Source organism: Amphibacillus sp. Q70 (assembly GCF_052055485.1).
GTDB lineage: Bacteria > Bacillota > Bacilli > Bacillales > Amphibacillaceae > Amphibacillus.
On record NZ_CP197171.1, the window covers coordinates 2,295,355 to 2,310,955 of the forward strand.

The 15,601-nt window shown below is 35.8% G+C and carries 13 protein-coding genes; 11 read left to right on the forward strand and 2 right to left on the reverse strand.

The window, feature by feature from the left end; translation table 11 throughout:
• Positions 1 to 2 precede the first annotated feature (2 nt).
• The 9 genes from opp4B (at position 3) to pepF (ending at position 11,313) form a co-directional block, all read left to right on the forward strand.
• Positions 3 to 965: an oligopeptide ABC transporter permease gene (gene opp4B, locus ACS127_RS10055; RefSeq protein WP_440894909.1), complete on the forward strand. Its 963-nt coding sequence runs from the start codon at positions 3 to 5 to the stop codon at positions 963 to 965.
• A 20-nt stretch (positions 966 to 985) separates the two neighbouring features.
• On the forward strand, positions 986 to 1,897 hold the full coding sequence (locus ACS127_RS10060) for an ABC transporter permease (RefSeq protein ID WP_440894910.1): 912 nt from the start codon (positions 986 to 988) through the stop codon (positions 1,895 to 1,897).
• A 96-nt stretch (positions 1,898 to 1,993) separates the two neighbouring features.
• Positions 1,994 to 3,763 (forward strand): oligopeptide ABC transporter substrate-binding protein, encoded by a 1,770-nt coding sequence (opp4A, locus tag ACS127_RS10065; RefSeq protein ID WP_440894911.1) that lies wholly within the window; start codon positions 1,994 to 1,996, stop codon positions 3,761 to 3,763.
• Between the two features lie 186 nt (positions 3,764 to 3,949).
• Positions 3,950 to 5,173 carry a putative glycoside hydrolase gene (locus tag ACS127_RS10070; RefSeq protein WP_440894912.1) on the forward strand — a complete coding sequence of 408 codons (1,224 nt, stop codon included), beginning with the start codon at positions 3,950 to 3,952 and terminating at the stop codon, positions 5,171 to 5,173.
• 593 nt (positions 5,174 to 5,766) lie between these two features.
• The gene (locus ACS127_RS10075) at positions 5,767 to 6,354 is read left to right on the forward strand and encodes a GNAT family N-acetyltransferase (RefSeq protein ID WP_440894913.1); all 588 of its coding nucleotides are present in this window, start codon (positions 5,767 to 5,769) and stop codon (positions 6,352 to 6,354) included.
• Between the two features lie 325 nt (positions 6,355 to 6,679).
• A complete protein-coding gene (gene spxA / locus ACS127_RS10080; RefSeq protein ID WP_440894914.1) occupies positions 6,680 to 7,075 on the forward strand; it encodes a transcriptional regulator SpxA in 396 nt (131 codons plus the stop codon).
• 227 nt (positions 7,076 to 7,302) lie between these two features.
• Complete coding sequence (gene mecA / locus ACS127_RS10085; RefSeq protein ID WP_440894915.1) at positions 7,303 to 7,983, forward strand: adaptor protein MecA; 681 nt, start codon at positions 7,303 to 7,305, stop codon at positions 7,981 to 7,983.
• Positions 7,984 to 8,191: 208 nt separating this feature from the next.
• Positions 8,192 to 9,370 carry a competence protein CoiA gene (locus ACS127_RS10090; protein WP_440894916.1) on the forward strand — a complete coding sequence of 393 codons (1,179 nt, stop codon included), beginning with the start codon at positions 8,192 to 8,194 and terminating at the stop codon, positions 9,368 to 9,370.
• 119 nt (positions 9,371 to 9,489) lie between these two features.
• Positions 9,490 to 11,313 (forward strand): oligoendopeptidase F, encoded by a 1,824-nt coding sequence (pepF, locus tag ACS127_RS10095; RefSeq protein WP_440894917.1) that lies wholly within the window; start codon positions 9,490 to 9,492, stop codon positions 11,311 to 11,313.
• A gap of 1,033 nt (positions 11,314 to 12,346) precedes the next feature.
• On the opposite strand, the gene ACS127_RS10100 is transcribed toward pepF, so the two are convergent.
• Positions 12,347 to 13,243, reverse strand: coding sequence for a DsbA family protein (locus tag ACS127_RS10100; RefSeq protein WP_440894918.1), 897 nt, complete (start codon positions 13,241 to 13,243; stop codon positions 12,347 to 12,349).
• Positions 13,244 to 13,367: 124 nt separating this feature from the next.
• Positions 13,368 to 13,943, reverse strand: coding sequence for a CYTH domain-containing protein (locus ACS127_RS10105; protein WP_440894919.1), 576 nt, complete (start codon positions 13,941 to 13,943; stop codon positions 13,368 to 13,370).
• 176 nt (positions 13,944 to 14,119) lie between these two features.
• Between ACS127_RS10105 and ACS127_RS10110 the strand changes: the two genes are divergently transcribed.
• Both ACS127_RS10110 and ACS127_RS10115 read left to right on the forward strand, forming a co-directional pair.
• On the forward strand, positions 14,120 to 14,770 hold the full coding sequence (locus ACS127_RS10110) for a GTP pyrophosphokinase (protein WP_440894920.1): 651 nt from the start codon (positions 14,120 to 14,122) through the stop codon (positions 14,768 to 14,770).
• A gap of 3 nt (positions 14,771 to 14,773) precedes the next feature.
• Complete coding sequence (locus tag ACS127_RS10115) at positions 14,774 to 15,577, forward strand: NAD kinase (RefSeq protein WP_440894921.1); 804 nt, start codon at positions 14,774 to 14,776, stop codon at positions 15,575 to 15,577.
• Positions 15,578 to 15,601: the final 24 nt, after the last annotated feature.

Genomic DNA, 15,601 nt, shown 5'->3' on the forward strand with positions numbered 1-15,601 from the left:
CGATGTGGAAGTTTATTGTGAGACGATTGATGATTACACTACCTCAGATTCTGTTACTCAGTGTCTTGGTTTTTCTCATGGCACAGTTGATGCCGGGAGATGCTTTAACCGGGTTAGTCGATCCTAACTTAGACCCGGCAACGATTGCTGAACAACGGGAACGTCTGGGTTTAAATGATCCTTGGCACGTTCAGTATATTGATTGGATAGGCAATGCCTTACAAGGCGATTTAGGGCAATCCTTTCGGTTTAAAGTGGATGTGACCACTTTGATTGGTCAACGATTGAATAATACGGTGTGGCTGTCTTTATTAACTTTAATTTTTACCTATTTGATTGCTATTCCATTGGGGATTACGAGTGGCCGCTACAATGATTCCCTTCGGGATCAAATGATTACAGGCTATACGTACATTGGATTTGCGACCCCCTTATTTATCTTTGCCTTAGTGATTTTGTGGATTTTTGGTTTTAATTTCGGTTGGTTCCCAACGGGATCAAGTGTCGGTCCGGGCTTAACTCCCGGTACCTTGCCTTATATCGTCAGTCGCTTGCATCATTTGATGTTACCGGCTTTATCGATGGCCCTGATTACAACCGTTAATACGGTGCAATATTTACGTAATGAAATCATTGATACCAAACAGAAAGATTTTATTTTGACCGCTCGAGCGAAAGGGGCTTCAGAGTCTCGTGTTTACAATCGCCATGTCTTTAGAAACTCACTGTTACCGATTGCTGCTTTATTCGGCTTTGAGATTACCGGCTTAATTGGAGGAACGGTCTTTATTGAAACGATTTATAGTTACCCAGGTATGGGGCTTCTCTTTATGGAGTCGATCACGCAACGTGATTATAGTGTGGTAACCGCCGTCGTTTTACTATTCGGTGTCGCCTCAATCTTAGGAGCGTTATTATCTGATATTATCTTAAGCCTTGTTGATCCAAGAATTCGAATTAAGTAATCGAGAAAGGAGTGAGATCCATGGCAGAAACTAATGTAGACGTAGATGTAAAAAAAGAAAAGAAAGCCAACAAAAGTCAGAGTGGGTTAACGATTCTTTGGCGCGAAATTGTTCGTGATAAATTAGCGTTAGTGTCCTTAATCTTTTTTGTGACTATTACCGTGGTTGTTTTTACAATCTCAGGTGTTTTAGATTTAGATCAAATTGTTCGGGTTGATTTATTGTCCATTCACCAAGCACCGAACAACGAATTTTGGTTAGGAACCGATTATGGGGGACGTGATGTCTTTGGTCAATTGATCGTGGGGACACGGAACTCTTTATGGATTGGATTTATTGTTACCTTCTTAACCGGAATGATTGGCGTGATCTTTGGATTAGTAGCCGGTTATTTTGGGGGGCATGTCGATAACATCATGATGCGGGTTCTTGATTTCTTTCAAATCTTACCGTTTCTGATGATCGTAATTGTCTTTGTCGCAATTGTGCCGAGTTATAGTACAATGGCCTTTTCACTGATCATGACCGCCTTTTTATGGATGGGGATTGCCCGGTTAGTTCGGTCAAAAGCCTTGCAAGAACGGGAGTTAGATTATGCCCAAGCGTCCAAGACCTTGGGGACCCCGCAGTGGAAGATCATGTTTGGGCAAGTGCTGCCAAATTTAAGTTCGTTAATCATCGTGACGATGACATTGAATTTGGCAGCTAATATTGGGTTAGAGTCAGGCTTATCCTTTCTGGGCTTTGGCTTTCCAGAGTCAACACCGAGCTTAGGGACGTTATTAAGCTATGCGCGAAACCCACAAACCTTAGAATACCGCTGGTGGATTTGGTTACCCGCAGCGATTCTGATTTTCTTATTAATGCTTAGCGTTCGAAACGTTGGAGAAGCGTTAAAACGGGCGACAGATGCCCGTCAACGTCGAGGCTAATTATTCTAATTGAATAATGTTAATAAGAATTGGACAAAGTGTGCATATATAAAAAGATCGTACACTTAAATCATACTTTTAGGGGAGGCATACAAGATGAGAAAAACTTATCTAAAAAAGATACTAGCTACTTTGATGCTAGTTATGCTACTAGCTTTAGCAGCTTGTGGCGGTGGCGAATCAGACGATGATGTTTATTCCATCGATGATTTTGAACAGATTAAAACAAATGAAGGAGAAGCAATTGATGGTGGAACGATTACGTTTGGTATCGTTGCAGATTCAGCATTTGAAGGAACATTGAATTTCAACTTTTATTCTGCTAAACCTGATGCCAAAATTATCGAATGGTTTGATGAATCACTTTTAAGTGTTGATGAGAACTATAATTTTACACAAGATGGAGCCGCTACTTATGAGGTTAATGAGGAAGAAGGCTCAATTACACTTACCATTCGTGATGATGTGAACTGGCATGATGGTGAGCCTGTCAAAGCTGAGGATTGGGCCTATGCTTATGAAGTTATTGGTCATCCAGATTATGATGGTGTTCGCTATGGTGATGATTTTACCATTATTGAAGGGATGGAGGCTTATCATGATGGAGAAGCCGATACCATCTCAGGTATTGAAGTGCATGATGAAAAGTCATTAACTATCACTTATGATCAATTCACACCATCATTATTAGCAAGTGGTATTTGGTCATATGCATTACCCAAACACGTTTTTTCCGAATATGACGTAGCTGATATGTCCTCATCGGATCTAGTACGTGAAGAACCGATTGGTATGGGACCATTTAAAGTGGAATCAATTGTACCAGGTGAGTCTGTTACTATGGTCAAGAATGAGGATTACTGGAGAGGTGAACCTACTCTTGATGGAGTAGATGTTCGTGTGGTTAATCCGAATGTTGTTGTACAATCGATTGAGAATGGAGAAGTTGATTTAGTTGATTCATTCCCAACTGATCAATATCCTGATAATGAAGATTTATCAAATGTTGAATATTTAGGTGATATTGATCTGGCTTATACGTATATCGGCTTTAAACATGGTACATGGGAAGATGGTGAAGTAAAGCCTGACCCTGATGCGAAAATGGCTGATGTCAATTTACGCCGTGCAATGTGGCATGCGGTTGATAATAATACCGTTGGTGACCAATTCTATAATGGATTGCGTTGGAATGCGACAACTTTAATTCCACCTTCTCATCCAGATTATCATGATGAAACGATCGAAGCACCAACTTATGACCCAGAGTTAGCTAATGAAATTTTAGATGAAGCCGGTTATATTGATGTTAATGAAGATGGGTTCCGTGAAGATCCAGATGGAAATGAATTAGTGATTAATTTTGCTTCCATGTCTGGTGGGGATACTGCTGAACCATTAGCCCAATATTATATGCAAGCATGGGAAGAAGTCGGTTTAAACGTTCAACTATTGGAAGGACGTTTACAAGAAATGAATACATTCTATGATCGGATCGAAGCTGATGATCCTGATATTGATGTATACCAAGGTGCTTGGGGAGTAGCATCTGATGTGGATCCATCAGGATTATATGGCCGAAACTCTGCCTTTAATTATACCCGCTATGCAAGTGAAGAGAATGATCAATTACTAGCTGAAGGTGTTTCTGAAGAAGCTTTTGATCAAGAATATCGTCAAGACGTGTATAGCGAATGGCAAGAGCTTATGGTTGAAGAAATCCCAGTTTTCCCAACCCTTTATCGTGCTATTTTAGTTCCAGTTAATAATCGTATTCAAAATTATGCCGTTGATTTTGATGAATCAACAGGTATTTATCGCTATGAACTAGCGGTTACACAAGAGGAACCATTTATAGCGGAATAATCAATAAAACCTCAATAAGGTCATTACTTATTGAGGTTTTATTATTTTTTTCTTTCATAGTACTTTTTGTCGTAAAATAAGTTTTTTTCTATCATTTTTGTTGGTTTTCTTATATAATGAACAATATGTGACAAACTATAGCAAGATAAAAGTGGTTAGCTTTATCAATTACTGGAGGTATAGGTTATGAAGAAGCATCAGAGTATAGGTTGGTTATTAGCAGGTATTATGTTAATGAGCTTTTTGTTTAACCAACCGATCATCATGGCTGAAGAAGCAAATCAAGAATTATTGGTTTCTAGAAATCATGCAACAAAAGACACTCAGATTAAAGTTTTTGAACAAATACGTAATATGGCCCGATTTACATATGACTCTGGTTATCATTTTGAATATCCAGATGCCGTTAGAGGGATTTATTTGACCGGACACTCAGCAGGAGGCTCACGTTTTCAGTCATTATTAGACTTAGTTAATTCAACAGAATTAAATACGATGGTCATTGATATAAAAGACGATTTTGGTAATTTAACATATCAACCTGATCAAGATTCACCTTTTTATGATATTTCAAAACCTTATATAGATGATCCAGTTAAAATGATGGAAGTATTAGAGGAAAATGAAATTTATCCAATTGCAAGAATCGTTGTGTTTAAGGATAGTGTTCTCGCCGAAAATAATCCAGAACTTTCCTTCCTTGAAAATGGTGAAGTGTGGGTTAATAATCGTGGAGAAGCTTTTGTAAATCCATATATGAAAGAAGTTTGGGAGTACAATTTAGATATTGCCAAGGAGGCCATTGAGTTAGGTTTCCAAGACATTCAGTTTGATTATGTTCGATTTCCAGAAGGATTTGAGAATAGGGATGAGGATCTAGAATATTCACAAGGTGACTATGAGGATGCGGATATTACTGGCGTGAAAAAACGTGTGGAAGCAGTGACTGATTTTGTTGCCTATGCTCACGAAGAGCTGGAAAATTACAATATTGATTTATCAGTTGATATATTCGGTTATGCCGTAACCGTTGAAGAAACGCCAGGTATTGGTCAGAATTTCTCTAGAATATCGGAAAATGTTGATGTTATTTCCTCAATGATTTATCCAAGTCATTGGACGCCACATTTTGGTATTGATAATCCTGATCAAGAGCCTTATCGCTTAGTTGATGAATATAGTAAGCTAGAGAATGAAATTTTAGATCAATTAGACAATCGCCCCATTTCTCGCCCGTGGATTCAAGACTTTGAAGCACCTTGGCTATATAGTGGTCCTACTTTTAGTTATGGTGTAGAAGAAATAGAGGATCAAATACGTGCGTTAAATGAAAATGGAATTGATGAATTTCTAGTATGGAATGCTGGTAATGAGTATACAAAAGGTGTCGATTATACACCATTAGATTAAGCCAGTTTAAAAGCTTCTTGTACTGCTTAATTTCAGAAGTTAGCTTACTTGCTTTAAAGCTAACTTCTGAATACAGTACTATTCTGTTAAAAGAAGGAGCTTTTTTATTTTTTATGAGTTTATTTGCTTAAATTCCAGACTATTGACCAAAATAAGAAGGTAAATCCGATTTCACAAATAGATGATCATTCGTTATAATAATTAAGCTTCATCAAACGGAACTTCAATCAGTGGAAGTACTTCGACGCCAATTATTTCGATGGGGGGCAAGGTACCCCTAGAACGCCGCGAACTTAGTCTGTCTCTTTCCCAATACCCACTGGTTGGAACAAGGGCTCAGAATAAGCAAGACACTTATTCTTGCACGATCAAAAAAAATAAAAAATTTTATTGATGATAGTATAAGTAAAAGGATGGCATTCGCCATAAAGACTTGGCGGTAAGCCAAGTTTTTCTAACCTTGTAAATGCTCCGTAGTTTACCTTAGTGCGGTTATACGTCCCATCGTAGGTACTGATTTGTGTGACCAACGGGGTGTTTGCTGTGAGGTTGACGGACGGTTATCTGTGATAAAACGAGAAAGGGTGGAAACCTTGAATTGGTTTGAAAAATTAAATGAATATTTTCCAGTAGAAGAAATGAAATCGAAGGAACATATGGAATTATTACTAGAAGAAAAAAGTGATGTTTATTATAAAGATGAAGGATCAGAACATGTCTTAATGTATGCTGAATTTAAAGAATTCATTTTTATTGATTATTTGTATGTGGCACCGAGTGCAAGAGGAAAAGGTCTAGGACATCAGTTAATTGAAAAACTAAAAGGAAAAGAAAAATCAATTATTCTAGAAGTTGAGCAAGTTGATTATCAGGATAGTGATACATCAAAAAGGCTTAACTTTTATCAAAGAGAAGGATTTAAGCATGCTAAATCAATTGGCTACAACCGCCGTTCATTAGCAACAGATCAAGATAGTCCTTTAGAAATTTTATTTTGGTCTCCAACAAATGCAGATGAAGAAAAAATCTATGCTCAGATGCATCGGATGTATGAGGACATTCACACTTATAAAGATGAACAATTGTATGGTCAGTCTTATCAAGAAGCAGAAGAGGTTTTATCATTTGATCAAAGCAGAGATGTAGAAGATATATTTGAAGGCTTAAAAGAAAAGCAATAATGGGTAAAATAGACTTGGTGATATGAGGAAGTGAGTGTCACTTTTTTCAATTGATCATCAACCAGTCCTTACTAATTGAGAAAATCTTTTTAATTTTTAACAAAAATAAAGTTTGAAAATAATTGTATAAGGGAATAACATGTAAAGAAACACATTTGTGAGTAGTAAATGTGTAAATTGTTTGTAAATATGTATAAGGGTCTATCGAAAAGGTACAATATATAGTATACTGGTAATTAGTTATTAAATTATAGTTATTGTAATTTGATAAAACTAAAAAATTGTTAAAAATTTAAATTTATATATTTATGAGGAGTGAAGTCAAATGGTTACACTTTATACCTCACCAAGCTGTACATCTTGTCGGAAAGCAAAAGCATGGTTAGAAGAACATGAAATTCCTTATCACGAAAGAAATATTTTCTCCGATACGTTGTCTATTGATGAGATTAAGGAAATTCTACGGATGACAGAGGATGGGACAGACGAGATCATATCAACACGATCTAAAGCTTTTCAAAAATTAGAGGTCGACATTGATCAGATGTCGTTGAAGAATTTAATTGAAACAATCCAAGAGAATCCTGGTATCTTACGCCGGCCGATTATTCTTGATGAGAAAAGATTACAAGTAGGATATAATGAAGATGAAATCAGAAGATTCTTACCACGTAAAGTGAGAAATCTGCAATTACTTGAGGCACAAAAAATGGTGAACTAATTCTCACAATTAAATCGTAAAACGCAACCTTTTTAAGCTAGGTTGTGTTTTTTCGTGGTTAAACTTAGTTAAAACAGGTGACAATGTGGATAAAATAAGTTAAAATAGATATTTGATATTGATATATATAATTTAATATTTTATGCTTAGTCCATGCTTAATTAGGGTAAAGTATCATATAGATAAATTGAATGGTGGTGGACCTTTTCGAAGGGGGGAGAAGCTGAATGGAAATAGAAAGAATCAATGAAAATACAGTTAAATTTTATATTTCTTATATGGACATTGAAGATCGTGGATTTAATCGTGAAGAAATTTGGTATAATCGCGAGCGTAGTGAGCAGCTTTTCTGGCAAGTCATGGATGAAGCTGGCGATGAAGAAACCTTTGATATGGAAGGGCCACTGTGGATTCAAGTTCAAGCGATGGAAAAGGGCTTAGAAATTACAGTCACTAAAGCACAGCTTTCCAAAGATGGTCAAAATTTAGAATTACCTATTGATTCTTCCAATCTCGATGAGCAATTAAATGATAAGCTGGAGGATTTATTAGATATTCAAATGAATAAAGACTCTGATAAAGAAGATCAACAAACAGAAGATGAGGATTTCGCCCGCTTAATTCATTATACATTTGTCTTTGATGACTTTGAAGATGTTATTCAATTAAGCCATCGAATAGGGTCAGACAAGGGGATTGAAAATGAATTATACTATTATAAGAATCAATATATCTTGATTCTAAAATTTGATGATAGTACTCTGGATGACTACGTTCAAGACAACTTACTCAGCATTATTTATGAGTTCGGAATTAACAAAAAAATCGCCATTCCAATCATTTTAGAATATGGAAAAGTCATTTTCTCGGAAAATGCCTTAGGACAGATTAAGCATTATTTTGAATAAGCTAAACATACTTGGCAAATAGCTAGGATTAGGCTCTGTCAAGTATGTTTTTTGTTTTGGCTAAAATAGTGTTGGTTAGAGATTAGGGAAGAAGAATTCAAAATGTGATCTTCTTTCTTTTTTTAATGAGTCAATATAAGCTAAATTTAGCAGGTTATTCACCAAGAAATCACGAATAGTGTATTATCAAAGAATAGGATGGTGAATTATGCTTCAAGCCGTTACAAGGAATGGTGACTACGTCATCCCCGCATTATTACCCCATGATCAAATCAACCAACTTAGGAAAAGTAAAATGCTGTTTTATTGCCCCGTATGTAAAAATAAGCTCATCATCAAAGCCGGTAGCAAAGTGATAGCTCACTTTGCCCATCAGTATTTTCATGAGTGCCCAAATCGAGCAGGCGGTGAGGGTATCTATCATGAACGTGGTAAGTTAGATTTATTTTCTTGGCTAAAAAGACAAGGCTATCATGTGAAACTGGAATATTATTTGCCAAAGATCAAACAAAGAGCAGACTTATTCATCAGCTTACCCAATAAAAGAATTGCCATTGAGTATCAATGTGCAACGATTCCATTGAAAGAGATTTTGAATCGAACAAAGGGCTATCAATCCATTGGTATCATCCCCCTTTGGTTCCTAGGTGGTCAACGAATGAATCGCTTAGGAAAACAAGGTTTGTATCTCACTCCGATTGAACAAAATTTCCTACACCAGACCTCTAATGATCAATTTCCTAAACTACTATTTTATTGTCCAGATACAAAACAAATTGCCCGTTATGATTTAATTTGTTTATCAGGGCAAAGGCGATCAATCGGACAACTTCAGTTTGTTCAAAGCAAAAAAATAACTTTAGTACAATTATTACAACCTCATAAGCTATTTATTTTTACCGAACAGTGGCTGTCAGAGAAAAGGCGTTTTAGACTCTATTTACCGAAAAGAACATACAGTCACGAACGCCAATTTAGGGAATGGCTTTACTTAAATCAATTAATTCCATCATTACTATCAAGTTGGGTTGGCTTACCTGTACCTGGTCAATGGATGATGAAAGTTCCGATTTGGACATGGCAGGCTCGATTATGTTATGATTTTTTTAATAAACAATCTTATTTTACGCTTGAACAATTGCAGAAATTTATGCAACCCTATCGAAAAAATATCAACTCCCAATTTCCATTGATACAGAAAGGGGAGGATAAGGATCCTGTTTTGAATTATTTAAATTATTTTATTCTCGGTGGGAAAATTATTAGGGAGCATGAAGTCTACTCAGTAAAAGGGAAGATTGGACAATATCAATCGGTAGAACAAGCGATAAGAAATGATCAATTTATCCAAGTCAATTTAAAAAAACGACTGTATCAACATCTTTAAAAAGATGAAAATGAGGTATAATAGATAAAGAATTTTCACACAATTAAACAGGAATTTGGTTTGATTACGTAGAAAAGATACAGAGGAAATTTTATAAATGATAAGAGGAGGCACTAATATTGTCAACGGAAGCTAGTAAATTAAAAACGAGAGATCAAATAGTTGAAGAAAAAACATGGCGATTAGAAGATATTTTTGCGACAGATGAAGCCTGGGAAGAAGAGAGAAAGCAAATTGCTGAATCGCTTGAGAAATTTGTTGATTTTAATGGAACCTTAGCTAATTCTGCCGATCAGTTATATCAATTGTTACAATTAGAGGATCAGATTTCAGAGCGAATAGGTAAACTTTATACGTATGCACATATGCGTTATGACCAAGATACAACGAATAATTTTTATCAAGGATTAAATGCTAAAGCACAGTCGCTGTATGCACAAGCAGCGAGCGCAATGAGTTTTATTGTTCCAGAAATTTTGAGCATTGATGCTGATAAATTACAAAAATTTGTCGAAGAGAAACCGGAACTAGAGCTATATGATAAAGCATTAAATGAGATTACTCGTCAAGCCGATCACATTTTATCAGAAAAAGAAGAGGCATTAGTTGCACAAATGAGTGAAGTCATCAATAGCTCATCACAAACCTTTAGTTTACTTAATAATGCTGATCTAACTTTTCCAATGGTTAAAGATGAAGAAGGAAAAGAAACTGAGTTGACTCACGGGCGTTACATTAACTTCTTAAGAGCAGCCAAACAATCAGTACGCCGTGATGCGTTTACAGCGATGCACCAAACCTATCAGACATTTATTAATACTTTTGCGTCGACTTTATCTGGCCAAGTAAAAAAGGATAATGCTATTGCAAAAATTCGCAATTATCAATCGGCTCGTGCGTCAGCATTAGATCGAAATAATATTCCTGAGACTGTTTATGATAATTTAGTTGAAGCAGTAAATGATCGTTTAGATCTTTTGCATCGTTATGTTAAACTACGGAAAAAATTGTTAGGTTTAGATGAAATGCATATGTATGATATGTATACACCGCTCATTAAAGATGTAAACTTCAAATATACTTATGAAGAAGCACAGGAAGTTTTAATTGCTGGACTTGCTCCACTAGGTGAAGAGTATATTGAGCGTCTGAAAGAAGGCTTTACTAATCGTTGGGTCGATGTGGAAGAAAATAAAGGAAAACGGAGTGGTGCGTATTCTTCAGGTGCTTATGGAACCAATCCATATATTTTGATGAATTGGCAGGATAATTTAAATAATGTCTTTACACTGGCTCATGAATTCGGGCATTCCTTACATAGCTACTATACACGTGAAAATCAACCTTATCGCTATGGTGACTATTCTATTTTTGTGGCTGAAGTAGCTTCGACGTGTAATGAAGCTTTGTTAAATGAATACTTAATTAATAAAACGGAAGATCCAAAAGAGAAACTCTACTTATTAAATCATTTCTTAGATGGTTTCCGCGGGACAGTTTTTCGCCAAACGATGTTTGCTGAGTTTGAACATTTGATCCATCAATTAGATCAAGATGGTGAGGCCTTAACACCTGATACGTTAACAACTCACTATTATGAATTAAATAAAAAGTATTATGGTAATGATGTTATTCAGGACGAAGAAATCGGATTTGAATGGGCACGAATCCCACATTTTTATCTCAATTATTATGTTTACCAATATGCAACAGGTAACTCGGCTGCTCAGGCACTTGCTGTACAGATATTATCGGAAGGGAAACCAGCGATTGATCGTTACTTTGGCTTCTTAAAAGCAGGAAGCAGTGATTATCCAATCGAAGTGTTGAAACAAGCTGGTGTAGATATGACCGAAAAGGCACCGATTTTACAAGCATTGGATATTTTTGAAGAAAAGCTTAATGAGATGGAAGCTCTCTTTGAAGACATGAACCAAGAGTAAATAAAGGGGTTTAAAACCTGCTATTTAAAATAAACAAATTTGACTTTATTTTTAGAGTAGAAAAAAATCTTATAATCAGCCGATTTGTAAGAAGAGAAAAAAGCGTGATGTTAAAACCATTAGATGATTTTAGCATTTCACGCTTTTTTTGTCCCCTATGTAATATGAAAGTTAATCGACCATTATCGAATATAATAGTCGATTATTTGAATCCCTTAAAAGTATGGCGATGAAATAAAGAGTTCAACGCATAATAAATGGTGGTAAACAGAAGTGGTAATGTTATGAAGAGTGGAGCAATTCTCATTAATCCAAACAAGTTGAGGACGATCGCAGTTACAAATAGAATTAACAATAGAAGTAAGCGAACCGCTTTATTCATAATCACACCCACTTTCCTTTAAGTTTGCCCTTTAATTGATCGTATACTCTAGGTCAATTAAATCCTTGCTTATTTCATTTATATGGTTTTGAATAATGAAATATAATATGAAATTTGAGTTGATCGTATTCATTTTCAACGAGCTGTTTCTGAGTATAGCTGAGGTTTACCCATTCGAATACAGTCGAAGTTAGACAGAAATCACTGAGGTTGACTATAAATTACACAAGTATTCAGAGATAAAGAACAAAAGCGCAGAGCGCCCGTTCAGCAACATACGATCTGCGCCCATGTATCATGGGTGAATCGATGTTGCCACGCAAAGTGGCGGTTTTAATCGATCATTTCTAGCATAGGGGATGAAGGAAAATATCCTCATCATGTATCAGGAGTCTGTCGACGTTAGATGGCAAGTCTGATTTTAGTTGATTACCAGCCGATGTTAACTTTCGCCACAGGCATAAGTGCGACTATGGTTCTGACTACGCCTTCGGCTTGTCAGTCAACAAGTCTTCTTTATCGAGTCGTGAGCAGAGGGAAGCCTGAGCTAGTTGCTGAGCACTCGGAGCTGGACGTGGCTATACTTCCGCACATAGTTAGCCACAATCCCTATGCTATAAAAAAAGGAGCTTGTCAAATAGCTCCCTTCAATTATTTGTTATAGTGCCAATAAAAATCTTTATCAATCTGAACTTGGCTGACAATTTGTTTTAATTGTAACTTCTTCATTTCTCTGTCTGCTTTTTTTAGTGACCAATCATATATAATTGCAATTTCATTTGAACTTATAAAACGATAATATGAAATAAAATCTTCTATATCCGGTTTGTTGAATGGTTTAATATCTTTTTGTAAAAGCGTTGTTAAGACTTTAACATAAATATCATAACCGTAAGAACCAGATATTTTTAAACCCTCATCCTCTTCTGATTCACTAAAAAAGACTATTGATGGTGTTTGATCAATTTCCATCTCCTTTGAAACCTTTAAGTCACATTGTAGAGCTTTTCTAGCACTATTTGAATGTAGGTCCCTTTTAAATTCCTCAACATCGAGGTTTGCTTCTGAAGCAATTTGGATTAATCCCTCGTCAATTGAAATATCTGCATGACTTAAAAATAACCTTTCTTGAACTTTATGAAGGTAGCGTCTACCAGCTTTTGTCCCTTGAAGCTCAGCCGCCTTAATCGCAAATAAGATATCCGCTGGGTATTTTATTGAGTTTTCGATTAAAGGTTGGCGCTCAGTGCACCTCCCTTTTTGTCGATTAACTTTATTTGCTAGCTGTTGAAGCTTGTCAGGGTTGTCGATCATTTGCTGGTTTATTTTCAATAATTTGCTATATAATATCGGACGAATGGTAAAAAAACGACCGTATTCAAGTTGTAATTTTTTAATATAAGGATTAAGCGCCCAAGACTTGGAGCAAATTGGATCAATGAATAAATATATTTCAATAGGTTTTTTTAGAAGATCAAAGTAGCTACACTGGACCCTTTTAGTACGGCTGTTTAGATCAAAATAAGGTTCAGTTTGTTTAAAGCTCAAATCGATTCTCCTTTCTTCTCTCTTTGATATCAACTTAAAATTATAATTCTTATTTATACAAACATTGTATCAAGGACTGCTATGATAGGGCAACTGATACGCTTTAACGGTTAGAAATACCAGCTTATGATTCAAGAGATTGATAAAAACGGGCTATTTTATTTGGCGTATTCTTCTTTGAAATATGATATGTTTTCAATAGCTCGGCGAGCACTTGATTAGCTTGTTCCTTACTATTCGCTTCTACTTCAAGTTCATAATCAATCCTATTATTATAATTGCTTTTATCTAGAACAATAACGGTATTGAGGTAATTGACTTCAATGCGTTTAGTTTTAAGCTTTCCACCATATTTAAGTTCTTCACGCTTAACATTTAATTCATTTAATTGTCGTTCAACTTTAGGGACTGGTGTTGTTTGATTATTGAGCCATAATCGTAAGGTTTCACTTGAAATCATTTCATGCGTTTCTAGAAGCCCCTCTTGATGAGGTTGTTTAAGTGTCAAGACATGATGACCATTTTTCTCGCGAATCCTTAAAGCAGCTCCTTTATCCTTTAAAGCAAAATTTTCTGTTTCGAAATAGTAATTGATTTGGTTTTTTGGTTTAATCTTGGTATGATTTAGATGTTCACAGAGTATATCATATTCTTTTTTTGTTAAAAGGTTTTTCGATTCATACTCCATTTCTTGACTCATCATTTAACAGCTCCTTTTTTTACTGAGAAGAAGAGTGATCATCGCTCTTGTACGTCAAGGAGTAATTAAGGAGCGATTGATATTGAATAGTATAATTCATTTTATGAGCAAAAGTCGAGAAATCTCCATCGAAAAAATGAGTTCCTATGATACAATAAAATAAAGGTGGTGCAATAATGGGGAAAAATATCAATTGGTCAACATTCTTAGCGCCTTATCAACAGGCTGTTGATGAACTTAAAGTGAAACTACGAGGAATGCGGAAACAGTATGAGATAGAAGTGAAGCATTCCCCGATTGAACTTGTGACTGGGCGTGTTAAACCGATCTCAAGTATTTTAGATAAAGCTAATCGAAAGGGTATTCCAATTAGTGAAATTGAAAATATGATACAAGATATAGGTGGGGTCCGAATAGTCTGTCAATTTGTCGATGATATTTATACCATTGTTGAGTTATTACGTGCAAGGCATGATTTTGAAATTATAGAGGAAAAGGATTACTTAAAACATAAGAAATCAAGTGGTTATCGTTCTTACCATGTTGTTGTTCGCTACCCGGTTGCAACCATTAAAGGGGAAAAGTTTGTCTTAATAGAAATTCAAATTCGTACATTGGCAATGAATTTCTGGGCGATAAATGAACACTCATTAAATTATAAATACAGTGGGGAAATCCCAGTAGACATTCAAAAAAGATTACAGCGAGCAGCAGAAGCTGCATTTCAATTAGATGAAGAAATGGCTAAAATTAAAGATGAAGTTCAAGAAGCACAATGGATTTTTCATCAACATAAAAGCAATACTCATAAAAAAGGTGGCCGATAGGGCATGAAATTCTATGTTGCGTCAAAAGGTGATCATAAATCAAATATGATTAAATCAATTATTGAACAGTATTTATTGGATTTTGATTTGGTTCTGAGTAAAGAAGAGCCTGACTTAGTGATCTCAGTAGGGGGAGATGGAACGTTTCTCCATACTGTACATGATTACTTCCATCGTTTGCAGGAAACAGCATTTATTGGTTTACATACAGGGCATTTAGGTTTCTATGCAGATTGGTTGCCAGAAGAGGTTGAAAAGCTTGTCATTGAAATTTCTAAGAAAAAATTTGAAATTAAAGAATACCCTTTATTGTCGATGAGTATTTTTTATCAAAATCAACAAGAACCTGTTGAGTATTTGGCTTTAAATGAAGCGACGATAAAAAGGATAGAAGGATCCGTTGTTCTTGACGTGAAAATAAATGGGCAGCCGTTCGAACGCTTTCGTGGTGATGGTCTATGTGTATCAACACCTTCTGGAAGTACAGCCTATAATAAAGCGTTGGGTGGGGCGATTGTTCATCCTTCATTATCAACAATGCAAATTACCGAAATGTCTTCAATCAATAATCGCGTGTTCCGAACGATTGGTTCACCACTTATTTTGCCAAGTCATCATGTTTGTCAATTTGTGCCTGTGAATCCTGATCAAAGTTTTTTAATCACAATTGATCATGTTACAAAGAGTGTGGAAAATGTGGTTGCACTTGAGTACGCAGTTGCCAAGCAAAAGATTCGTTTTGCAAGATTTCAGCCTTTCCCTTTTTGGAAAAGAGTTCATGATTCATTTATTTCAGATGAACGGTAATATGATATAGAAAGGTGTCGAATA